The organism is Arthrobacter sp. USHLN218, from assembly GCF_037144715.1.
Lineage (GTDB): Bacteria > Actinomycetota > Actinomycetes > Actinomycetales > Micrococcaceae > Crystallibacter.
Genome location: NZ_JBBCYT010000004.1, coordinates 217,917 through 238,548, shown reverse-complemented (window position 1 = coordinate 238,548; position 20,632 = coordinate 217,917). Strand labels below are relative to the sequence as shown.

The window sequence follows — 20,632 nt, the reverse complement described above, 5'->3', positions numbered from 1 at the left end:
GCTAGGGCCGCGCCGCGGGGACTACGGCTGCTGACTCCTCCCAGCTGGCCGAGCCGTCGGTGAAGGCGCCGCGGTAGCGGGCCGCGGGGTGGCGCTCGTTGAGCAGCGGAGCGCCGAAGAGCTTCTGGCGCAGCGGGCCGCCGGCGTACTCCCTCTGCGCGAGGCCGCGGGCGCGCAGCACGGGCAGGACCTGGTCGGCGAACTCCTCGAAGGAGCCGGGGATGACCCAGTTGATCACGTTGATGCCGTCCACGCCGGCGGCCTGCCACTGCTCGAGCCGGTCCGCGATCTGCTCCGGCGTCCCCACAATGCGGGAGTTGCGTGCCTGCAGCCAGGCGAGGTCGCCGACCACGGGCTCGCGGTCAATGATGTGCCGGGACACCCACTCGGTGCCCTTCCTCGTGTTGGTATCGACCTCCGACAGCGGGGTCCCGGCGGGGTAGACCCGGCCGGTCTTGTCCACGATCGCGGAGTGGGCCAGGTAGCCGTCGATGCTGACGAACCCGTCGTAGTACTTTTCCTTCGCCCGGGCCTCTTCTTCGGTGCCGCCGATGACGAAGGACAGGCCCTGGAAGAACTTGATGTCCTCGGGACGCCGGCCGGCCTCCACGGCCTGGCGCCGCGTGTCCGCGATTTGCAGGGCCGCGATTTCCGGCGAGGGCGCCATGATGAAGACCGCCTCGGCGTTCCGGGCGGCGAACGCGCGGCCCGATGCGGAGGAGCCGGCCTGGTAAAGCAGCGGCGTGCGCTGCGGCGACGGCGAGGGCAGGTGCGGGCCCTCCACCCGGTAGCGCGGCCCCTGGTGGTAGATCTTGTGGATCTTCGACGGGTCGGAGAAGACGCCGCGCTCCTTGTCCTTCAGCAGCGCGCCCTCGTCCCACGAACCTTCCCAGAGCTTGTAGGCCACGTCGACGTACTCCGCGGCCCACTCGTACCGCTCCGCGTGGTCCGTCAGCCGCGACAGCCCGAAGTTCCGCGCGCCGTTGTCCTGCATCCCCGTCACGATGTTCCACGCGATGCGGCCGCGCGAGATGTGGTCGAGGGTGGAGACCTGCCGCGCGAAATTGAACGGGTGGTTCTGGACCACGTTGGAGGTCAGCGCCAGCCCGATGTGCTCCGTCTTGACCGCCAGCGCGCCCAGCAGCACGGTCGGGTCGTTGGACGGGATCTGCAGCCCCTCGTGCGCGTAGACGTCGAAGTCGGCGTCCGCGTCGCCGTAGAGCCCGGAGACGTCCGCGAAGAACATGGCGTCGAACTTCGCGGCCTCCAGCTTCTGCGCCAGGTCGACCCAGGTGTCGATGTCATTGAACTCGGTCTGTCCCGCGTCCGGCCGGCGCCACTGGCCGTGGTGGATGTGCGAGGCGGTGTTCATGACGAAGGCGTTGAAGTGCAGCGGCTTTCCCATGGGAGGCTCCTGTTCGAAGGATGGGACGGGAATGGGCGACGGCGGGTGTGCCGGACGGTGGATGGTGGCTGGAGCGTCTCTGGAGACCCGGACTAGGAGCCCGCGGCCGTGCCGGAGCGCCAGACGAACTCGGGCACGGTGCCGTTGATCTCCCAGTCGCCGACGATCCGCGACTTGTAGACCACGGGGTTGTGCGAGGAGATGACGCGGGCATTGCGCCAGTGCCTGTCGAGCTGCAGTTCCGTTTTCGTGGCGGAGGCGCCGAGGGCATCGAACAACGACGACGACGCCCGCTGGGCCAGGTCCGTCACCACGATCTGCGCCTGGGAGGAGCCGAACTCCACCAGGTGCACTGCCTCTTCGAACGCGGCCGGGTCGGCCCCGGCCGCACGCAGCTCGATGGCGTCCTGCAGCAGGTTGGCCACACGCTCCACGGCGGCCTCGGCGGTGAAGGCCTTGGCCGAGAGCTCGCCGACGATCTGCTGGACCTGGATGTCCTCGCGCGGCGGAACCCGGTTGCCGTGGCTGAACACGCGGGAGCGTCCCCGCACCGCAGCCGCGGCATCCCGGACCACGCGCCGGGTGATGCCGGCCAGCGTCGCCACGTGGATCAGCTGGTAGACGCCGGTGGTGTAGGGAGCCTGCTCGGCCTCCACGACCAGGTGCGACGCCGGCACGTGCACGTTGTCGAAGACGGTCGTGCCGGAGGCAGTGAGCCGCTGGCCGAAGCCGTCCCAGTCGTCGCTGATCGACACCCCGGCCGCGTCCGCATCGACGATCGCGATGATGTCCCGGCCGGCGGCGTCGCGCGCCCCGGTCTGGATCCAGTCCGCGTAGAGGCTGCCCGTGGTGTAGTACTTCGTGCCGTTGATCCGGTAGCCGTCGCCGTCCGGCGCGATGGTGGTTGAGACGCCGCCCACCGCCACCGGGCCGGTCTCGGTCCACGCGTTGCCCAGGATCCGGCCCTCGCCCACCTTCCGCAGCCACCCGGCGTCGTTCGCGTACAGCCGGCCCTCCACGAACGCGACGTGCGAGCGCAGCGCCTGCGCGATGTTGGACTCCGCCGCGGCCAGTTCGACCAGCAAGCGGAAGAACTGGGCCGCCGTGGCCCCGTCGCCCCCGAACTCGCGCGGCACCCGGGCGGCGCCGAAGCCGGCGGCTGCCAGCTCACCGATCTGCCGGTGCAGCAGCTCGCGGTTGGCCTCGCGCTCGGCGGCGCCAGCGGCAATGCCCTCGAAGATCGGGCGGTACTTGGCCGCCAGTTCGGCGTAGCTCGGGGCCGAAGCGGCGGTCGCCGGTGCGAAGTGCGGGGCGGCCTGGTCTGCGGTGATGGTCATGGTTCCTCCTGGAGGGGCGGGGCGGGGCGGGGCCGGGTCAGGCGCGGGCGGGGAGTTCGGGCACGGCGGCGAGCAGCTGCCGGGTGTAGTCGGTCTGCGGGTTGGCGAACAGCTCCGCCGCGGTGCCGCTTTCCACCACGCGGCCATCCTTCATGACCAGCACGTCGTCGCTCACGTGGTGGATCACGCCGAGGTCGTGGCTGATGAAGAGGTAGCTGAGGCCGAGCTGTTCCTGCAGGTCGGCGAGCAGGTCGAGGACCTGGGCCTGAATGGACACATCGAGCGCCGAGACGGGTTCGTCGAGCAGCAGCACCCGCGGCTGCAGGGCCAGGGCCCGGGCGATCGCGACGCGCTGGCGCTGCCCGCCGGAGAGCGTGAGCGGGCGGCGGTCGAACAACGACGCCGGGAGGCCGACCCGGGCGAGCAGGTCCAGCGCGCGTTGGGTCCGGTCGCGCGGCGTGCCGATCGAGCCGGCATCGAGGGCGTCCGTGATGACGCGGCCGACACTGAACCGCGGGTCGAAGGAACTCAGCGGGTCCTGGTTGACCAGCTGGATGTCCGGGCGGTGCCGGCGCCGCTGCTCTTCGCCCACTTCGTCCGCGCCTGCGCCGGCCCAGGCGAAGCCGCCGAGGGTGACGGTGCCGGCGTCGGGGCGGGTCAGGCCCAGGGCGATCCGGGCGGTGGTGGACTTGCCGGAGCCGGATTCGCCGACGATGCCGAGGGTCTTCCCGCGCCCGAGGGTGAAGGACACGTCGTCGACGACGGTGCGCCGGGTGCCGCCCGGGCCGGGGTAGGACTTGGACAGCCCGCGCGCTTCCAAGGCGGGGGCCGTTTCGGAGAACTCCGTGGCACGGTCAGGCTCGGCGGCGGCCCGGACCCGCGCGGCGGCGGAGAGCCGGGTGCCCTTGGCCGCACCGGACGGGATCGCGTCGATCAGGGCCTTCGTGTACTCGTGCCGCGGGTCTGCGAGGACCTCCGCGGCGCGGCCGGACTCGACGATCCGCCCGCCCTGCATGACGGCGATCTCGTCCGCCAGCCGGCCCACCACGGCCAGGTCGTGCGAGATAAAGATCAGCCCGCGGCCCTGCTCCTTCAGCCCTTCGAGCAGCTCAAGGATCTGCGCCTGCACCGTGGCATCCAGAGCGGTGGTCGGCTCGTCGGCGATCACCAGCTGCGGATTCAGCACCGTAGCCTGCGCGATGAGGGCCCGCTGCCGCAGGCCGCCGGAGAGCTCGCCGGAGCGCTGGCGCGCCCGCAGCTGGGGGTCGGGGATGCCGGCGTCGCGCAGCGCCTGGTGCACGCGCTCCAGCCGCTCCGCCTTGCCCCGCACGCCGTGCGCCCGCAGCGCCTCGTCGATCTCCTGGCCCACGGTGCGCAGCGGGTCGAGCGAGACCAGTGCGTCCTGCAGGACGTAGCCGATCTCCTTGCCGCGGACGCCGCGCCACTGCCGCTCGGACAACGCCAGGGCGTCCCGCCCGAGGACCTCGAGCCGGTCCGCGGTGACCCTCGCGTTGGCCGCGTTCAGTCCCACGAGGGTCCGCGCCGTGACGGTCTTGCCGGAGCCGGATTCGCCGACCAGCGCCAGGGCCTTGCCCGGTGCCAGCGCCAGCGAGACGTCGCGGACCACGTCCACCCGTCCGCGCGGCGTCGAGAAGGAGACATTGAGTCCTTCGATGCCCAGCAGCGAAGCCGGAGCCTCCTGCGGGACGGATGTTCCGCCGTCGTTCCTGGTGACAGTCATGTCCTAGACCTCCGCTTCGAGACGCTGCTGCAGGTGCCGGCCCACCACGGTGGTGGTCAGCGCGGCGAGGGTGATGAAGATGCCGGGGAACGCCGCGATCCACCAGGCCAGCTGGATGTAGTTGCGGCCGTCCGCGAGCATCGCGCCCCACTCGGCGGCCGGCGGCTGCGCGCCCAGGCCGAGGAAGCTGAGCGAGGAGGCCCACACGATCGCCTGCCCGACACCGAGGGTGGCCAGCACGAACAGCGGCCGGACGACGTTCGGCACGATGGTGTGCCACAGGATGTGCGAGCGCGAGCGGCCCAGGGACAGTGCGGTCTCCACGTACGGCGAGGCGATGACCTGCAGCGTCTGGGTCCGCAGCATCCGTGCGTAGCCGGGGGCGGTGCCGACGCCGACTGCGACGGCCGCGGTGACGATGCCGGTGCCGGAGACCGCGATGACGATCAACGCGAGCAGCAGGCCAGGGAAGGCGAAGAGGACTTCGACGAAGCGGCAGATCGCCGAGTCCAGCCACTTGCCGGAAACGCCGGCGGTGATGCCGAGCAGGCCGCCGAGCACCAGGCCGATGGCGGTGGCGGCCAGGCCGAGCAGCAGCGACTGCCCGGTGCCGGCGACCACCCGCGAGAACACGTCGCGGCCGTTCTGGTCGGTGCCGAACCAGTGCTCCGCGCTGGGCGCCGTGAAGGCGGTGGCCGGGTCGATGACGTACGGGTCCTGCCGGATCAGCAGGGAAGGTACGACGGCGGCAATCACCAGGAAGGCGAGTAGCGCCGCCGCGATCCACACGCCGATCGGTGTCTTCCGCAGCGCTGCCGCGGCCTTCGCCGCCGTGCCGCGACGGGTGGATAGGGGCCCGGGGTCGGGGCTGCCGGGCCGGTTGTCCCGGGCGGTGGTGGGTTCAAGCGCCACGCTCATGCTGTGGCTCCCTTCTCGCTGATGCGCGGGTCGATGACGCGGTAAAGCACGTCGACCAGCAGGTTCACGATGATGTAGACGGCGGCGATGATGACCACCACGGCCAGGGTGATGGGCAGGTCCCGGTTGATGATCGCGTCCACGAGGGAGCGGCCCAGGCCCGGGCGGGCGAAGATGATCTCGGCGACCACCGCGGAGCTGACCAGCGAGCCGACCGCCCAGGCGGACAGGGTCAGGCCGGGCAGGATCGCGTGCCGCAGGGCGTGGCCAAGCCTCACGGCCAGCTCGGACAGCCCGCGGGCCCGGGCGGAGAGCACGAACGGCTGCGCCAGCGCCTCTTCGAAGGAGGACCGGGTGACCTGGGCGATGAAGCCGGCCAGCGGGATGGCCAGGGCCAGCGCCGGGAGCACCAGCGACTTGAAGCCGTCGTCGCCCGCCACCGGGAACCAGCCCAGGATGACGGCGAACACCACCGCGAGCATGATGCCCACCCAGAACGGCGGCAGCGCGGCGAAGAGGACCTCCGTGCCGCGGCCGATTCCGTCCAGCACGCGGCCGCGGCCGACGGTCAGCAGGGTGAAGGCGAGCGCGATGGCCCACGAGAAGACCATCGCCAGTCCGGCGAGCTGGAAGGTGGGCAGGATCTGCGGCCCGAGGATGTCCAGCACCGGCACCTTGAAGATATACGAGGTGCCGAAGTTCCCGGTGGCCAGGCCGGCCAGGTAGTCCAGGTACTGGACGAAGACCGGCTGGTCCAGCCCGTACTGGGCCTTGACCGCGGCCACCGTTTCCGTTGAGGGCGAGGAGCCTGCGCCGCCGAGGATCGCCGTGATCGGGTCCCCGGGCGTCAGGCGGAGCACGAAGAACGTGAGGGTCACGGCCGCCCAGAGCACGAACACGCTGCCGGCCGCGCGCTTGAGGATGACCCGCCCCGCGGACCCGGCGGTCGCCGTCGTCCTTGGGAGCCCCGTGTGGGAGGTTGTTGCTGCAGCACTCATGATTGCTTCACCGCCGAGACGTCGTAGATATAAGGCAGGGACAGGCTGGGCTCCAGCGTGAGGTCGGCGAAGCGGTCCGTCCGGACGGCCAGCTGGCTGGCCTGGTTGTAGAGGGGCAGCTGCAGGGCGTTGTCGCTGACGATCTGCTGCGCCTGGTAGTAGAGCTTTTCGCGCACCGCCGGATCATCGGTGGCCAGCGCGTCGTTGACGATCGTGTCGAATTCCTTGTTCCGGAAGCCGGAGCCGTTCGGCACGAAGCCGGCCGACTCGGTGTACTCGGAGGAGAAGACGATCCGCAGGACGTCCGCCGTGTTGGTGTTCCAGTAGTCGGCGCGCAGGTCGTAGTCGAAGTTGTTGCCCTGCTCGCTTACGGAGGCGAAGTCGCCCGTCTCGATCCGCACGTCGATCCCGGCCTGCTTCGCGCTCGCCTGCAGCTGGGTCACCAGGGCCTGGTGGGCCGTCGGCCAGACGGCCGGGGTGTACGGGAAGTGGACGACCAGCCGCTTGCCGCCCTTCGTCCGGTAGCCCTCCTTGTCGCGCCCGGTCCAGCCCGCTTCGTCGAGCAGCCGTGCGGCCTCGGCGGGATCCGGCCGGTATGCGTCCTCGAAGTCCGGCGAATAGAACTTGGTGGTGCTGGCCAGCGGGCCGCCGGCCTGGGTTACCGTGCCGAAGTAGACGCTGTTGATGCCGGCCTCCACGTAGGCGCTGCGCAGGAAGGCCTGGCGCACGCGGAGGTCGTTGAACGGCGCGCGGGTGGTGTTGAGCATCAGGTTGGTCGGGTTGCCCGGCCGGTCCTGCAGCACCAGCGCGACGTTCTTGTCCGCCTCCGCCTCGGCGAAGTGGACCGACGGCATGAGGTCCAGCGCATCCACCTGGCCGGCGCGAAGCAGGCCGTAACGGGTGGAGTCCTCCGGCACGATCTGCCATTCGAGGTTCTTGATGTGCGCGGGCCCCTGGTGCTGCGCAAACGGCGGTGCCGAGTTGTAGTCCTCGTTGCGCACCAGCGAGACCTTGGACTGCGGAACGTAGTCGACGATCTTGTACGGCCCCGTGCCGACCGGGGAGGTGCAGTTCTCCGCCTGCGGCCGCTTCAGCGCCGTCGGCGATTCGATCCCGAGGAACGGCTGGGCCAGCACCTCGAGGAACGCCGCGTACGGGCGGTTCAGGGTGACCACGGCGGTGGTGTCATCGACCACCTCGGTGCTGTCGTACGGCTTGAGGTAGCCGCCGGCCGTCCCGGACTGGGTGTCCGGATCCACCATGTGGTCCAGGTTCGCCTTGACCGCCTCGGCCGTGAACTTGGTGCCGTCCGTGAAGGTGACATCGTCGCGGACCTTGAACGTGTAGGTCAGCCCGTCCTCCGAGACCTTCCACGACTCGGCCAGCCACGGGTGGATCTTGCCGTCCTTGTCCTGCGAGACCAGCGAGTCAAGGTAGTTGGCGGCGATCGAGGCCTGCGGCATGTCGCCGTCCACGTGCGGGTCCAGGCAGGAGATGTCCTTGCCCGTGGCGAAAACGAAGGTGTCGTCCGCCGGCTGCGCGCTGGCGCTGCCGCCGCATCCGGTGAGCGCCAAAAGCACGACGGCGGCTGCGGCCGTGGGCGCCCAAGGGGCGTTGCGATGGTTCATGTTCCGGTCTTCCGTTCGGCCCGTTGCACACGGCGCCGGGCGCACCCGAAGACTCGGGCACTGCAATCACCGGCTAGTGTTCAACGAGGCTTCTCAAGCCTCGCGGCAGTTCAAATCCCGCGGGAAACGGCCGGCCAAGCGGCCGTCCCGCAGGAGGTAGGGAAGAATCTACGCATCCGCGGCAGCGGCCGGAATCTTTGTGGAGCGCGGTGAATTCATATGACTTTCCCGCGGCCGGACATGACGTCACAATGACGCCGCATGACGTCACAAGGCGGTAGATGACCCGCCGGTCAGCTGCCGCGCACCGCGTAGCCCATGTAGGACAAGGCCGTCGTCCGGACCTGGCCGAAGTCCAGCCGGCGGCCGAGCTCCCCGTAGCTGATCGCGCCGCGGCGGGCGGAGCGGAGTGCTGAGAGGGCCGCCAGCGGATTCGCCCGCGGGGCCAGGCCGGCCAGCCCGCCCGGCTGCAGCCCGCTGCGCTGCAGCAAGTACGCAAGCTCGCGGGGCTTGATGAACATGTACCAGCTGTGCAGCTGCGCATCGATGATCCTGGTCTGCGGCCAGTCCTGGAGGATCTTGATGGCCAGCAGCCAGCTGGCGGCGGTCCGGTTGACCGTGTCGAAGAGGTACAGGCCGCCCGGCTTCATGACCCGGGCGGTCTCGGCGATGACCCGCGGCAGGTCGGCGACGTGTTCCAGCACGTCGCAGCAGAGAACGACGTCGAAGCTTCGGTCGTCGAGCGGCAGTTCCTCGCCGCTGCCGGCCAGGTAGTGGATGTCCAGGCCGCCCTCGGCGGCATGCCGCCGGGCCGCGGCCAGCGCCGGCCCGGACGGGTCCACACCGGTCACCTCGCAGCCGAGCCGCGCGAACTCCTCGGCCAGCAGGCCGGCGCCGCAGCCAATGTCCAGCGCCTTCAGCCTGGCCGGCCCGCCGCCAAGCCGGTGCCGGAGCACGGTCCGGAAATAGTCCATCCGCGCCGGCGTGAGGCTGCCGTGCAGCAGATTGAGGGGGTTGTCCTCGTCCCACCACGACCCGCCCAGGCGGTCGTACAGCTCGTTGTCGATCGGCATCGCTGCTCCTGGCTTTGGCGTCGATCATACGCCGGGGGCGGACGGCACGGGCGGGCCGGGCCGGGGCCGGGAACACGGGCACCGGAGCCGGTTTTTCCAAGGCTGGCGTGTCTCGCGTTCGAGGAGCATCATGGCTCTATCGGACCTGCACTGCCGGGAAGGCTCCGGGCGGCAGACGTCTTAGAGTACTGCTCGGCTGGCGGGAGGGACCGCGCGATGCCACTGTCGGATGAAGAACGGAAACAGCTGCGGGAGCTGGAGGAAGAGCTGGCCGCGGAGGATCCCAGGCTCGCCCGGGAACTGGAGTCCGGTTCGCTGTGGCCCCGGCAGTCCCGCGGGCTGCTGGCCGCCCTGGTCTGGATTGCGGGCCTTGTGCTGCTGATAGTTGGAATCGCCGCCCAGGTGGCCGTCGTCGGGATCCTCGGCTTCCTGCTGATGGGTGCCTCCGCTTACTGGGCACTGCGCCTGTTCCAGCGCCGGAACCGGTGAACGTCCGGCACCGGACAAGGCTGCCGCAAAAGACCGTCAGCCGAGAATCTTCAGCGCCGTGCCCCAGTTGAAGTTTTCATAGGCGGGGTTGGCCTGCAGCGCCATGACGAGGAGCTGGAAGCCCTCGAGCTCGCGCGCGTGGCGCAGCCCGCCGACCTCCAGCGGGCGCAGCCCCGCGGCGCTCACGAAGTCCGCGACCTGCTTCCGCGCTTCCTCCGAATCCGAGGCTATGAAGACGTCCAGCGGCTGGCCGTCGACCGAGCCCTCGGACAGCGGCCCGGCGAAGGTCGTGTTGAAGGCCTTGACGAACCTGGCCTCCGGCGCCAGTTTCGCCAGTTCTTCGGCGCCCGACGTGCCCGGCCCGACCACGAGGGAGTCGAAGGTTTCCACGTCGATGGGGTTGCTGATGTCCACCACGGTCTTCCCGGTCAGGGAACCGCGGAGCCTGGTGACGACCTCCTGGGCAGGCCCGTAGTACAGGGCGAGCACGACGATGTCTCCCAGGGCCGGTTCGGCGAGTCCGCCGCTGATAACCCCAGACCCAAGTTCGCCGGCCAGCCGGGCGGCGTTCTCCGGTGTGCGGTCCAGGATCTGGAGGGAGCGGCCGGCGGCCGCGGCTCGCTTGGCGATTGCGCTGCCCATGTTGCCGGTGCCGATGATGGTGATGTCCGTCATGATGCTTCCTTCCGCAGGAATGTACAGGTCCGTGACACGCTCGCAGCCCTCAACGAAGGACGACGGCGGAACTGTGCGTCCGCCGTCGCCAGCCTAAGGGGTGCTGTGGCCTTATGGAACCTCGCGCCCGGGAACCCAGCGGAACGCGGCAAGCCACAGCAGCACGCCGGCCAGCCCCACCATGCCGGGAGCGAGCACCGGGGAAGCGCCAACCGAGCCGGTGGCGGCCGCCCAGAGCTGCGACACCGTGGACATCGAATCCCAGACCGCCGAGTACCGTCCGCTGAGGGGGCCGGCCTCCAGGTTCGCGCTGATATGTTCGTACACGCCGAACGCGCTGCCCAGGGCGGCAACTATCGCCGTCCCCTGCAGGATCCGCGCCGTCGCCACCGAGCGCCGCACCAGCCAGGCCGCCGCGGCCGCCAGGAGCACGGCCAGGACCGCCCACGGTACAAGCTGGAAGATGTCCTGCCAGTGGCGGAGCATCGCGAGCTCGACGCAGGCGCCGAGGGCGGTGCCGATGCCAAGCCAGGTCAGGATGCGGCGGTAAACGGCGACCAGGGCAACGGAGTCGGTCCTGGTCTCTACGGTGCTTGCCATGATGCTCACTCCACCTCAAGTGCGCTGAGCACCTTGCTCAGCTGGTCGTCGGAGATGCCGTACTTTCCGAGCTCCTCGGTCAGCGTGGGCTCGAGGTTCTCGGCCGTGTAGGGGCCGTACTCCTGGATCTCCTCGGCCCAGCGCTCGGGGTTGTCGACGCCGGCCGAGGCCAGGGCCGCGGTGAGCTCCTCGGTTGTCGCAGTGTTCGGGTCGACGGTCTGCACGGACGGACTGGCGGTGTCCGGTGACGCGGGAGCCGAAGCGGCCGGCGGGGCGGCAGTCGTCTGGGTGGCAGCGGGAGAGCCCGCGCCCGGGCTCGAACAACCGGTGAGGGCTGCCGCGAGGACGAGCGAAAGAGAGGCGAGGCGTACCGGCATCTTATTCATAGCACCCGGGTTTATCAGGGTGTACTTGGAAGGAGCAAGGAATCGGGCCATCGGGTTTTCTGCCACGCCGGCCGCGGGGGCAGCCGCGGGCGCACGCCGCAGAGGACGACGGCGGAAGCTGCCTCCCGCCGTCGTCCTCCCCTCTCCGGTGCTAGGCGAGCGCGAACCCTTCGTAGGACTTCGCCGCGACCTCGTCGCACTTGGCGCGGTAGGCGCCCACGCCGCCGACGTACGGCATGAAGACGCGCGGCTTGCCGGGCACGTTGGCGCCGAGGTACCAGGAGTTCGCCTGCGGGAAGAGCGTCATGTCCGCCAGGGCGTTGACGTGCTCGACCCAGGCATCCTCCGCCTCGGCCAGCGGCTCCGAGGACTGCAGCCCGTTGGCATCCAGGTACTCGATATGCGCCGCGATCCAGTCCACGTGCTGCTCGATGGAGGTGACCATGTTGCTCAGCACGGACGGGCTGCCCGGGCCGGTGACCGTGAACAGGTTGGGGAACCCGGCCATGGACAGGCCCAGGTACGCCCGCGGGCCGGCCTCCCACTTGTCCCGCAGGGCGACGCCGCCGCGGCCGCGGATGTCGATGGCCAGCAGAGCGCCGGTCATGGCATCGAAGCCGGTGGCGAAGACGATCGCGTCGAACTCGTACTCCTGCTCCGCGGTGCGCAGGCCCGTCGGGGTGATCTCCTCGATCGGAGCCGTGCGCACGTCGACCAGCTGCACGTTCGGCCGGTTGTAGGTGGCGTAGTACTCGGTGTCGACGCAGATGCGCTTGGTGCCCACGGGATGGTCGTACGGCTTGAGCAGCCGCGCCGTCTCCGGGTCCTGAACGATCTCGTCGATCTTGGTCCGGATGTATTCGGCGACGGTCTCGTTGGCCTCGTTGCTGACCGCCAGGTCCGAGAAGCACTGGGCCAGCCGGAATCCGCCGAGCGTCCAGTGCTCGTCGAAGACGCGCTGGCGTTCCTCGGGGGCGGCCTCCAGCGCGGCGTCGGCCCCGGGAGGGAACGGCAGCCCGGTGGGGGTGTGCTTCGCGTCCTCCCGGATCCGGCGGTAGTCGGCCTTGACTTGGCGCCAGAATTCCTGGTCCAGCGGTCCGTTCTTGGCCGGGACGCTGAAGTTGGGTGTCCGCTGGAACACGGTCAGCTGCTCGGCCTGCGCCGCGATGACCGGGATGGACTGGATGCCGGAGGAACCGGTTCCGACCACGCCGACGCGTTTGCCGGCGAAGTCCACGTCCTCGTGCGGCCAGGCACCGGTGTGGTAGACCTCCCCGCGGAACGACCCGAGCCCGCGGAAATCCGGGATACGGCTGGTCGACAGGCAGCCCGTGGCCATGATGCAGAACCGGGCCTGCGTCACCTCGTCGCCCCGGGCGGAACTGGTCGAGACCCGCCACCGGTTCGTCCCGCCGTCGTACTCCGCCGCCGTCACGGTGGTCTCGAGTTCCAAGTCCTGCCGCAGGTCGTAGCGGTCCGCCACGAAGTTCAGGTAGCGCATCAGCTCCGGCTGGGCCGGGTAGCGCTCCGTCCACTCCCACTCCTGCTCCAGCTCAGGGTCGAACGAGTAGGAGTAGTACGGGCTCTCCACGTCGCACCGGGCTCCCGGGTAGCGGTTCCAGTACCAGGTGCCGCCGACGCCGTCGCCCTTTTCGAACACCACGGCGGACAGCCCCTGGCCGCGCAGCTTGTGCAGCATGTACAGGCCCGAGAAGCCCGCGCCGACGATGACGGCGTCCACCTCGCGCACGTGTGCCATCATGCCTCCAGGGCCGGCTCGGCGGAGAGGTCCCGGACGCGGCGGGCCACGAGGTCCATCACCTCGGCGCTCGCCGGCAGCACGTTGACCATCGAGAAGAAGCCGTGCATCTGGCCGGGCCAGCGGTGGAACTCGACGTCCACGCCGGCCTCTTGGAGCCGCTGCGCGTAGGCCTCGCCCTCGTCGCGCAGCACGTCGTGCGCCGCGGTCACGACCAGGGCCGGCGGCAGGTTCTCCAGGCTCTCGGCCCGCACCGGCGAGGCGTGCGGGTGGGCACGGTCCTCCGGGGTCGGGGCGTAGTGGTCCCAGAACCAGATCATGAAATCCTTGGTGAGCAGGGTCTGGTTCTCCGGCTCGTCGTAGGAGAGCCGGCTGAAATCGGCGTCGGTGACCGGGTAGATGAGCATCTGGCCGGCGAGCTGCGGGCCGCCCTCGTCGCGGGCACGTATGGCCATCACGGCCGAGAGGTTGCCGCCCGCGCTGTCGCCGCCGACGAACAGCGGCACCCGGGAGCCCGCGATGTCCTCGAGGTGCGCGGCCGCCCACTGCAGGGCGGTCCAGGAGTCCTCGACGGCGGCGGGGAAGCGCTTCTCCGGCGCCTTGCGGTAGTTGACCAGGACGACGGCGTTGCCCGTCTTTTCCGCCAACTGGCGGCCAAGGGTGTCGTAGCCGTCGATATCGCCGACGACCCAGCCGCCGCCGTGGAGGTAGAGGAAGACGCCGGCGGGGCGCTCCGTCGGCACGTGGACGCGGATGGCGAAGGTGCCGCCGTCGTAGCCGGTCAGGGTGTGGTCTTCGGTGCGCTGCATGTCCGGGCCCTTGCCGAACATTTCATTCATCGCCGCCGAGGTGGCCCGGGCCTGCGCGGGCTCCATCTCCCACATCGGCTTGGCATCGGGGCCCGCTGCTTCTGCTGCGGCGGCCAGGAACTGGATGGTGGCTTCATCAAGCGCCATGTCAATCTCTCTTCGTTGAGCGGATTGTCGAACCCGCACCAGTGATGCGGGTCACATCACTATAGAATGCATTGTTTATCGGAGGAAGAGGTCCGGGGACTCTGTTTTGCGAACCCTCGGTAGAGTTGGATATGCCCTCGCAGCGAGGAAATCCGAGGGGAAAGGGGAACGGCATGGCCTTCGAGCTACCCCTGTCCCGCAAGGATGCCGTGGTGCAGCGCCTGCGCGGCGAGATGCTCTCCGGCGAGCTGGCACCGGGCGCGCCCGTGAAGGACGCCGAGCTCGCGGCCCGGCTGGGGCTCAGCGTGACGCCGGTGCGCGAAGCCATCACGCAGCTGATCAGCGAGGGCTTCATCGAGGCGTTGCCGAACAAGCGCCGCCGGGTGGCCGTGCTGACGCAGAAGCAGGCGATCGACCTGATGGATGTGCTGGGCGCTGTGCTGGTGGCCGGGCTGGAACGGGGCGAGGGGCGGCTGGGCCGGGAGTGGCTGGACGAGTTCGCCGCCGCCGTGCGCGCGTTCCAGGCCGAGCTGAAGCCCGACATGCTGCAGCGCTCGGGGGAGGCCTTTCGGCGGATCGCGGAACTGATCTGCGACGCCGCGGACAACGACGAACTGCGGGCGGTGACGGACCATGTGCTGCTCCGGTCGCTGAACCGCATCCAGCTCTATCCCTCCAACCACCTGCTGCCGCTCTGGGGCGAGGCATTCGGCGACACCGCCGGGCTGCTGGACGGCGGCGACCACGCTGCCGCCGTCCAGCGGCTGCGCTCCTTCTTCAGGGACTTGGTTGCCGCCATGCACCGCGACCGCTCGGACGACGCCGTCGTCGCCCCGCGGCCGCACCAGGACCTGAGGCCGACGGCGGGGCACTGAGAGGCACTGATGGGCAATCGGGTCCGCGGGTATCACCAGCCGGCTGCAGACCGCCGCCTCGACCCGGCTCTCCGTCCGGTGCTCTGGGTGGCGATCCTGGCCTCCTTCATCGCCTTCCTGGACGGGGCGATCGTGAACGTCGCGCTGCCTGCGATCAGCGAGGACCTGGGCGGCGGCCTGGCCCTGCAGCAGTGGGTCGTGGATGCCTACCTGCTGACCCTCGGCGCCCTGATCCTGGTTGCGGGGTCCCTGTCCGACGGCTTCGGCCGGGTCCGGATCCTCCGGCTGGGCCTGGTCTTGTTCGGGGCGGCGTCGCTGGCCTGCGCGCTGGCGCCGACCGGGGCGGTGCTGGTCGCGTCGCGCGCGGTGCAGGGAGCCGGCGGCGCCTTGCTGGTGCCCAGCTCGCTGGCGCTCATCATGTCGTCCTACCGGGGAGCGGCCCAGGCCCGCGCCATCGGGATCTGGACCGGGTGGACCGGAACCTCGGCCGTCGCCGGTCCGCTGCTCGGCGGGCTCTTGGTCGACCTGTCCAGCTGGCGCTGGATCTTCGCCATCAACGTGCTTCCGATCGCGGTCACGCTCCTGATCCTCGGGCGCCTCAAGGCCGAGCCCTCCGTCCGGAACCGTCCGCCGGTGGACCTGGTCGGCGCCGTGCTGGCCGCGTTCGGCCTGGCCGGGGTGGTCTTCGCGCTGATTGAGCAGCAGCGGTTCGGCTGGAGTCATCCGGGCATCGCGGGTTCCCTGGCCCTGGGGCTGGCCTCCTTCGCCGCCTTCCTGTGGTGGGAGGGCCGCACGGCCCATCCAATGATGCCGCTGCGGCTGTTCAGGGTCCGCAACTTCGGGGTGGGGAACATCGCGACCGCGTTCATCTACGCCGCGCTGTCGCTGGGCATGCTGATGATTGTGCTGTTCCTGCAGCAAGTCGGAGGGTTCTCGGCGACCCAGGCCGGCTTGGCCACGATCCCCGTCGCCGTGCTGATGCTGCTGCTCTCCGGCACCTTCGGCGGCCTGGCCGGAAAGTACGGCCCGCGGATCTTCATGGCGGCCGGCCCGATGGTGCTCGGCGCCGGCTATCTGCTGATGACGGGGGCAGGTACGCCGCTGGATTTCCCGGCCCGGATGCTGCCCGGCCTGCTGGTGTGCGGACTGGGCCTCGCCATCACCGTCGCGCCGCTGACCGCCGGCATCCTTGCGGCCGTGGGGCCGGGGGAGAGCGGGATCGGTTCCGCCATCAACAACGCCGTCTCCCGCATCGCCGGGTTGATCGCCGTGGCGTTCGCCGGCGTGATCCTCGGCGGATCGCTCGACGTCGACGGGTTCCGCCGGACGCTGGTGGTCGTGGCGGTCCTGGCGTTTGCAGGAGGGCTCATCTCGGCCTTGGGGATCCGCAACCCGCCTGCCGCCGGCCCGTCCGCCACCGGTCCGGACGTCGATTCCCGGGGGCTGCGGGGCGGAAAGCGATAACGTCAAAGCATGTCAGCGAATAAGCCGGTCCGAGCGTTCGTCGAACTGCTGGCCCGCGCGGAAGCCGGTCCGGCCAGCACCAACTTCTTCGACCACAGCGACGCCGGCAATGCCCTGCGGCGCCGGAACCTCGAGCTGTACCTGCTCCAGATGCTGGAGCGCCGGCCCTCAGTCCTGCTGGTCGGGGAGGCTCCCGGCTACCGCGGCATGCGCATGACCGGTGTCCCCTTCAGCAACCCGGCCATCATCGAGGGTCGGGTGGACCCGTTCGGACTGTTCGGCTCCGGTAAAGGCTACGTACTGCCGCCGGACGCCGGCACGGTGGCTGCCGAACCCACGGCCACCGTGATGTGGGACGTGCTGGCGGAGCTCGACTTCCTGCCGCTGCTCTGGAGCGCCTACCCGCTGCACCCGCACCAGCCGGGCCGGCCGCTCTCCAACCGCACGCCGTCAACCGCCGAGATCCGGGCCGGGCTGCCGCTGTGGCAGGAGCTGGCCCGGATCTTCGGGATCGGGAATGTCGTCGCCGTCGGCAACATCGGCCACCGCAGCGTCCTCGCCAGCGGCCGCAGTGCCCCGAAGGTCCGGCATCCGGCCCACGGCGGCAAGGTCAAGTTCCGCGAGGGCCTGCGCGCACTCCTCGCCGCCGGCATCGATGGACCCGCTGCCCGGCCGCCTACCCGCTCCACAGCCGAAAGCCAGGGCGACGGCGAAAGCGCGGTTCCGCCGTCGTCGTACCTGCCGGGCCGGACCGGAAGACCGGACTCCTCAGCGCCCTGGCGTTAACGGGTGTACATAATCGAGCCGGGCGTGGTCAGGGTCTCGCCGGTTTCCAGCCACGTCTTCAGGCCGGAGAGGATCATCGGCCAGCCCCCGTAGAGCTGCTCGTTGGCGCCCTCGCGCAGCTGGTCGTGGGTGACGGTGAGCCGGCAGGAGTCCTCGACCTGTTCGATTTCCCACGTGACGCGGGACGTTCCCTCCGCCTTGACGTCATCGCCCCAGAGGGCGCGCATGGTCTGCACCAGGCGGCGGGGCGGATCCACCTCGAGGATCTCGCCCTCGCCAAGCGGGCCGTCGGCCCGCGGGTTCGTCATTCGGAAGGAGGAGCCGGGCTGCCAGTCCGTCTCGATCCGGTTGCCGAACATGTACTTGCTCCGGGTCTCGCTGTCGGTGATGGCTTCCCACAAGCGTTCCGGGCTGGTGCGGATGTAGATTTCGAAGATCTTCGCGATCTGTGCGGTGTTCTCCACTGAACTCTCCAATGTAGCTTTGAGGTCGCTGAGGCCAGCGGCCCATGGCTCGGCGTACTTGCTGACCCACCGGTCGTGAATGAGCCGGATGGGCACCGGATTGAGGAAGTGCAGCTTCTCGCGGCCGCGGCGCCGGGTCACCACCAGGCCTGCTTCCTCCAACAGCTTCAGGTGCTTCATCACTCCGAAGCGGGACATTTCGAAGCGTTCACCAAGCGCGCTCAGGCTTTGTCCGTCCCGGCGGAAGAGCTCGTCGAGCAGCTCCCGGCGGGTGGGATCGGCCAGCGCTTTGAACACCTCGTCCACGCCTCCATAATAGGTGACCATATGGTCACGTGTCGAGAGTCGGGCCGCCGATACTAGGAGCCGGGCTGCAGGACGGCCTTGATGAGCGGCCGCCCGTCCTTGGTGGCCGCGGCACGGGCCGTCAGCCGCAAGGCCTCCACCGCCCGGTCCATCGGGAAGAGCGTGATCAGCTGCTCGCCGACATGGGGCACGGTAAGCAGGAAGCCGACGGCCTCCTCGAAATCGGATCGGGTCGAGGAATAGCTCGTCAGGATGGATACATCCCTGCGGGCCCGGGCGTTCACGGGCTGCCGGGTGCCGCTCGCGTACATCGCGACCAGCACCAGCTTGGCGCCGGAGCGGACCGACGCCATGGCGGTGGCCAACTGCTTGCCGGAGCCGGAGGCCTCCACCCAGGTGTCGAACCGGCCGGGATCCGGGGCGGTGGTGCTCCGCAGTCCCAGTCGGACCGCCAGCTCCCGCTTGGCCTCGTGCTCGGGGCCGGGGCGGCCGACCATGGTGACGTCGGCGCCGCGGGCCTTCGCGATCAGCGCCGCCAGCAGGCCGATCGCCCGAGTGGTCGATACCGCGACGCGCTCGCCGGCCTGGACCCGCGCTACTTCGACCACCGCACGCCACGCGACGGACGTCGGCTCGACCAGCACCGCCGTCGTGTCCGGCAGCCCGTCGGGCACCGGGACCAGGCAGTGCCACGGAACGACGGTCCGGCCGCACGCCGTCCCGTGCCGGCCCAGGCCCAGCGTGACGGGACGCCGGCATTGCTCCACCCGTCCGGCGACGCACTCGCTGCACCGGCCGCAGCGGACCTTCGAAACCGGCACCGCGCGCATTCCCGGGGCGATTTCCTCCGGCACCAGCAGGCCGACGCGGCCCACGGTGCCCACCGATTCGTGGCCCAGGACGGTCCCCGTGCGCACCCACCCGAAGTGGGGATCGGCGTCGTAAACCACCACGTCCGAGCCGCACAGGCCGCACAGCGCGACGCGGAACTCCACTTCCTCCGGTCCCGGCAGCCGCACCGGATGATCAATCAGTGCGATGCCCTCGGGGTCCGGCGAGACACGGGCCAATGCAGGGTTCGTCCGGGCCAGGTCCCGCGCGCCGTCCTGCCTGCCGGCATTCCGTGCCGCACCGTCCTGCCCGCTGCCGCTTAGCCCGCCGCCGGCCTGCTCATCCGCCACTCCTGCACCTCCTCCCGGTCCTTTTGATCGTAGGCGGCGAGGTGCGTTGGGTGCGGCGGGACAAGCCTTCGGCCGTCGTTCAGAGGAATTTAACAGCCGTAATTCAGCGTTTTACCGGATGTGACAAACATTACAAAAGCGTACTCGGGAGTAACTACGGAGGGCCCTACCCTTGTGTTACGGCCATGGCAACGGCGCCATGGTCACATAAGCCTGCCGTACGCCGGCCGCACAAAAGGGGGCCGCGGGGGGATCAACACAAAGATCAGGGGGAATGCAAATGTTCGAAATCTACCGGGATGCCAACAAGAAGTACCGGTTCCGGATGATGGAGAAGGACCGCGTCATCGCCATCTCCGAGGGGTTTGAGGAGAAGGCCAGCGTGGTCGCGGCCATCCGCGATGCGCGCGAAGTCGCGGCGACCGCCCGGATCGCGGACAAGTCCGTACCGGTCGGCTGAGCAATGGCTGCACGGGGGGTGCAGCCAACGACGGCGGCGGGAAAGGCGGGCCGAAAGGCCTGGCGTTCCCGCCGCCGTCGTCATTTCCCGGCCCGGATACGAAGGTCAGCCGCGGGCGAGGAACTCTTCCAGCCCGGCGAGGTCGTCCGTGTTGATGTGGTCGACGCCGGCGTTGTAGAGCTCTGTCCAGACCGCGTCGCGCGCCGCTTCCGCCTCGTCCGGGGTGGCCCAGAAGCGGACGCGGAAGCCCTGCTCGTGGGCGGTGGCGACGTACTCACGGAGACGGGTGCGCTCGGCTTCGGGCATCGGCCCGACGCCCTGCCAAGTGAACAGCTGCGTCCAGTTGTTGCTGACCAGCGGCATGAGGTCCGCTGACCGGCCCAAGCCTAGGTCCGAAGCGCGGCCGTCGTAGAAGCCGAAGCGCTGCTGCGCGGACTGCATGGTCTCCAGCGGCCGGTTGCCGCTGATCACGGCGGCCACGGGGCCGGTCTTGGTCTGGCCGTGGGTGTAGCGGGTCAGGATCTGGCGGTGCTCGGCCAGCTCGTCCTCGATGGCGGCGTAGGTGGCTTCGCCCTCGCTCTTGATATCGATCAGCAGCTGGAATTCGCCGTCCCAGCCGGGGTAGACGCTGCGCCCGTTGCCCTTGACCAGCTCCGTCAGCGGATCCAGGTAGAGGCTCTCCAGCGTCACCCCGGCTACGACGTCCTCGCGGTCGTGCGCCACCAGCAGCTCGCCGTCCACCAGCCAGACATCCGCCTCCACCGAGGTGAAGCCGTGCTCCAGCGCGTCGAAGAGCGGCCGGTCGTGCTCGTAGTCGTTGTGCGCGTGCGCCTGCTCCTGCGGTGTGCCGAGGACGACGGCGGCGGGCGTGGCGGCCGTTTCGTCCTGCGGGACGGCGGTGGCGGGCAGGGCGGTGCCGGAGAAGGCGGCTGCGGTGGCCAGGAGGGCCGCTGCGGTGTGCTTGAACACGGAAAGTCCTTTGTGGAATGGGCGGGATGCAGGGATCACTGTGTCCGATAAGCGTTTCAAGCGGTTGACGGCTAGCGGGCCGGGCGGTAGCGGCGAAGTGAACGGCGGGGCGCCGCCCACGCTCGACGGCCGGTGCCGGGACCGGATGTGCTCCGGAGGCTT

20 protein-coding genes are annotated in these 20,632 nt (G+C 69.9%); 5 read left to right on the top strand and 15 right to left on the bottom strand.

Annotation, left to right across the window (positions count from 1 at the left end; all coding sequences use genetic code 11):
- Window position 1: 1 nt before the first annotated feature.
- From WFH44_RS10960 to ubiG, 7 genes are all read right to left on the bottom strand, one after another.
- Window positions 2-1,405, bottom strand: coding sequence for an LLM class flavin-dependent oxidoreductase (locus tag WFH44_RS10960; protein WP_336713904.1), 1,404 nt, complete (start codon window positions 1,403-1,405; stop codon window positions 2-4).
- Between the two features lie 92 nt (window positions 1,406-1,497).
- Entirely contained in the window at window positions 1,498-2,742 is a 1,245-nt protein-coding gene (locus WFH44_RS10955; RefSeq protein WP_336713903.1) for an acyl-CoA dehydrogenase family protein, read from the bottom strand.
- 37 nt (window positions 2,743-2,779) lie between these two features.
- Complete coding sequence (locus tag WFH44_RS10950) at window positions 2,780-4,483, bottom strand: ABC transporter ATP-binding protein (RefSeq protein WP_336713902.1); 1,704 nt, start codon at window positions 4,481-4,483, stop codon at window positions 2,780-2,782.
- Between the two features lie 3 nt (window positions 4,484-4,486).
- On the bottom strand, window positions 4,487-5,401 hold the full coding sequence (locus tag WFH44_RS10945) for an ABC transporter permease (RefSeq protein WP_336713901.1): 915 nt from the start codon (window positions 5,399-5,401) through the stop codon (window positions 4,487-4,489).
- Window positions 5,398-6,399 carry an ABC transporter permease gene (locus WFH44_RS10940; protein ID WP_336713900.1) on the bottom strand — a complete coding sequence of 334 codons (1,002 nt, stop codon included), beginning with the start codon at window positions 6,397-6,399 and terminating at the stop codon, window positions 5,398-5,400. Before WFH44_RS10940 ends, WFH44_RS10945 begins: the two co-directional genes overlap by 4 nt.
- Entirely contained in the window at window positions 6,396-8,027 is a 1,632-nt protein-coding gene (locus tag WFH44_RS10935; protein WP_336713899.1) for an ABC transporter substrate-binding protein, read from the bottom strand. The genes WFH44_RS10940 and WFH44_RS10935 overlap by 4 nt, the downstream gene beginning before the upstream one ends.
- 293 nt (window positions 8,028-8,320) lie before the next feature.
- Window positions 8,321-9,100 (bottom strand): bifunctional 2-polyprenyl-6-hydroxyphenol methylase/3-demethylubiquinol 3-O-methyltransferase UbiG, encoded by a 780-nt coding sequence (ubiG, locus tag WFH44_RS10930; protein WP_336713898.1) that lies wholly within the window; start codon window positions 9,098-9,100, stop codon window positions 8,321-8,323.
- A 216-nt stretch (window positions 9,101-9,316) separates the two neighbouring features.
- Here ubiG and WFH44_RS10925 point away from each other — a divergent pair, with 216 nt between their 5' ends.
- Window positions 9,317-9,589 (top strand): DUF3040 domain-containing protein, encoded by a 273-nt coding sequence (locus tag WFH44_RS10925; RefSeq protein ID WP_336713897.1) that lies wholly within the window; start codon window positions 9,317-9,319, stop codon window positions 9,587-9,589.
- A 36-nt stretch (window positions 9,590-9,625) separates the two neighbouring features.
- Here WFH44_RS10925 and WFH44_RS10920 read toward each other — a convergent pair whose 3' ends face one another.
- From WFH44_RS10920 to WFH44_RS10900, 5 genes are all read right to left on the bottom strand, one after another.
- Complete coding sequence (locus WFH44_RS10920; protein WP_336713896.1) at window positions 9,626-10,264, bottom strand: NADPH-dependent F420 reductase; 639 nt, start codon at window positions 10,262-10,264, stop codon at window positions 9,626-9,628.
- 111 nt (window positions 10,265-10,375) lie between these two features.
- Window positions 10,376-10,864, bottom strand: a complete 489-nt coding sequence (locus WFH44_RS10915; RefSeq protein ID WP_336713895.1) for a hypothetical protein — start codon at window positions 10,862-10,864, stop codon at window positions 10,376-10,378.
- A 5-nt stretch (window positions 10,865-10,869) separates the two neighbouring features.
- Entirely contained in the window at window positions 10,870-11,250 is a 381-nt protein-coding gene (locus WFH44_RS10910) for a hypothetical protein (protein WP_336713894.1), read from the bottom strand.
- A 151-nt stretch (window positions 11,251-11,401) separates the two neighbouring features.
- Window positions 11,402-13,012, bottom strand: a complete 1,611-nt coding sequence (locus WFH44_RS10905; RefSeq protein ID WP_336713893.1) for a flavin-containing monooxygenase — start codon at window positions 13,010-13,012, stop codon at window positions 11,402-11,404.
- Window positions 13,009-13,965, bottom strand: a complete 957-nt coding sequence (locus tag WFH44_RS10900) for an alpha/beta hydrolase (protein ID WP_336713892.1) — start codon at window positions 13,963-13,965, stop codon at window positions 13,009-13,011. The genes WFH44_RS10905 and WFH44_RS10900 overlap by 4 nt, the downstream gene beginning before the upstream one ends.
- A 173-nt stretch (window positions 13,966-14,138) precedes the next feature.
- On the opposite strand from WFH44_RS10900, the gene WFH44_RS10895 reads away from it, so the two are divergent.
- Genes WFH44_RS10895 through WFH44_RS10885 form a run of 3 tightly spaced genes read left to right on the top strand, consistent with a single transcriptional unit; the run spans window position 14,139 to window position 17,090 of the window.
- Window positions 14,139-14,840, top strand: a complete 702-nt coding sequence (locus WFH44_RS10895; protein WP_336713891.1) for a GntR family transcriptional regulator — start codon at window positions 14,139-14,141, stop codon at window positions 14,838-14,840.
- A gap of 9 nt (window positions 14,841-14,849) precedes the next feature.
- Window positions 14,850-16,304: an MFS transporter gene (locus WFH44_RS10890; protein WP_336713890.1), complete on the top strand. Its 1,455-nt coding sequence runs from the start codon at window positions 14,850-14,852 to the stop codon at window positions 16,302-16,304.
- 9 nt (window positions 16,305-16,313) lie between these two features.
- Window positions 16,314-17,090 carry a uracil-DNA glycosylase gene (locus tag WFH44_RS10885; protein ID WP_336713889.1) on the top strand — a complete coding sequence of 259 codons (777 nt, stop codon included), beginning with the start codon at window positions 16,314-16,316 and terminating at the stop codon, window positions 17,088-17,090.
- On the opposite strand, the gene WFH44_RS10880 is transcribed toward WFH44_RS10885, so the two are convergent.
- Together WFH44_RS10880 and WFH44_RS10875 are read right to left on the bottom strand one after the other, a co-directional pair.
- Window positions 17,087-17,860, bottom strand: a complete 774-nt coding sequence (locus WFH44_RS10880) for an ArsR/SmtB family transcription factor (protein ID WP_336713888.1) — start codon at window positions 17,858-17,860, stop codon at window positions 17,087-17,089. The genes WFH44_RS10885 and WFH44_RS10880 overlap by 4 nt on opposite strands.
- Window positions 17,861-17,913: 53 nt before the next feature.
- The gene (locus WFH44_RS10875; RefSeq protein WP_336713887.1) at window positions 17,914-19,041 is read right to left on the bottom strand and encodes an alcohol dehydrogenase catalytic domain-containing protein; all 1,128 of its coding nucleotides are present in this window, start codon (window positions 19,039-19,041) and stop codon (window positions 17,914-17,916) included.
- A 280-nt stretch (window positions 19,042-19,321) separates the two neighbouring features.
- On the opposite strand from WFH44_RS10875, the gene WFH44_RS10870 reads away from it, so the two are divergent.
- Window positions 19,322-19,501: a YegP family protein gene (locus tag WFH44_RS10870; RefSeq protein WP_336713886.1), complete on the top strand. Its 180-nt coding sequence runs from the start codon at window positions 19,322-19,324 to the stop codon at window positions 19,499-19,501.
- A 105-nt stretch (window positions 19,502-19,606) separates the two neighbouring features.
- On the opposite strand, the gene WFH44_RS10865 is transcribed toward WFH44_RS10870, so the two are convergent.
- Window positions 19,607-20,470: a phosphatidylinositol-specific phospholipase C/glycerophosphodiester phosphodiesterase family protein gene (locus WFH44_RS10865; protein WP_336713885.1), complete on the bottom strand. Its 864-nt coding sequence runs from the start codon at window positions 20,468-20,470 to the stop codon at window positions 19,607-19,609.
- Window positions 20,471-20,632 lie beyond the last annotated feature (162 nt).

What these genes read in the sequence shown, in the direction of transcription:
- WFH44_RS10900 (WP_336713892.1), bottom strand. Translation starts at nt 13,965, where the DNA reads ATGGCGCTTGATGAAGCCACCATCCAGTTCCTGGCCGCCGCAGCAGAA.
- WFH44_RS10870 (WP_336713886.1), top strand. Translation starts at nt 19,322, where the DNA reads ATGTTCGAAATCTACCGGGATGCCAACAAGAAGTACCGGTTCCGGATG.
- WFH44_RS10885 (WP_336713889.1), top strand. Translation starts at nt 16,314, where the DNA reads ATGTCAGCGAATAAGCCGGTCCGAGCGTTCGTCGAACTGCTGGCCCGC.
- WFH44_RS10905 (WP_336713893.1), bottom strand. Translation starts at nt 13,012, where the DNA reads ATGATGGCACACGTGCGCGAGGTGGACGCCGTCATCGTCGGCGCGGGC.
- WFH44_RS10960 (WP_336713904.1), bottom strand. Translation starts at nt 1,405, where the DNA reads ATGGGAAAGCCGCTGCACTTCAACGCCTTCGTCATGAACACCGCCTCG.
- WFH44_RS10915 (WP_336713895.1), bottom strand. Translation starts at nt 10,864, where the DNA reads ATGGCAAGCACCGTAGAGACCAGGACCGACTCCGTTGCCCTGGTCGCC.
- WFH44_RS10925 (WP_336713897.1), top strand. Translation starts at nt 9,317, where the DNA reads ATGCCACTGTCGGATGAAGAACGGAAACAGCTGCGGGAGCTGGAGGAA.
- WFH44_RS10950 (WP_336713902.1), bottom strand. Translation starts at nt 4,483, where the DNA reads ATGACTGTCACCAGGAACGACGGCGGAACATCCGTCCCGCAGGAGGCT.
- ubiG (WP_336713898.1), bottom strand. Translation starts at nt 9,100, where the DNA reads ATGCCGATCGACAACGAGCTGTACGACCGCCTGGGCGGGTCGTGGTGG.
- WFH44_RS10910 (WP_336713894.1), bottom strand. Translation starts at nt 11,250, where the DNA reads ATGAATAAGATGCCGGTACGCCTCGCCTCTCTTTCGCTCGTCCTCGCG.
- WFH44_RS10890 (WP_336713890.1), top strand. Translation starts at nt 14,850, where the DNA reads ATGGGCAATCGGGTCCGCGGGTATCACCAGCCGGCTGCAGACCGCCGC.
- WFH44_RS10935 (WP_336713899.1), bottom strand. Translation starts at nt 8,027, where the DNA reads ATGAACCATCGCAACGCCCCTTGGGCGCCCACGGCCGCAGCCGCCGTC.
- WFH44_RS10945 (WP_336713901.1), bottom strand. Translation starts at nt 5,401, where the DNA reads ATGAGCGTGGCGCTTGAACCCACCACCGCCCGGGACAACCGGCCCGGC.
- WFH44_RS10940 (WP_336713900.1), bottom strand. Translation starts at nt 6,399, where the DNA reads ATGAGTGCTGCAGCAACAACCTCCCACACGGGGCTCCCAAGGACGACG.
- WFH44_RS10895 (WP_336713891.1), top strand. Translation starts at nt 14,139, where the DNA reads ATGGCCTTCGAGCTACCCCTGTCCCGCAAGGATGCCGTGGTGCAGCGC.
- WFH44_RS10955 (WP_336713903.1), bottom strand. Translation starts at nt 2,742, where the DNA reads ATGACCATCACCGCAGACCAGGCCGCCCCGCACTTCGCACCGGCGACC.
- WFH44_RS10920 (WP_336713896.1), bottom strand. Translation starts at nt 10,264, where the DNA reads ATGACGGACATCACCATCATCGGCACCGGCAACATGGGCAGCGCAATC.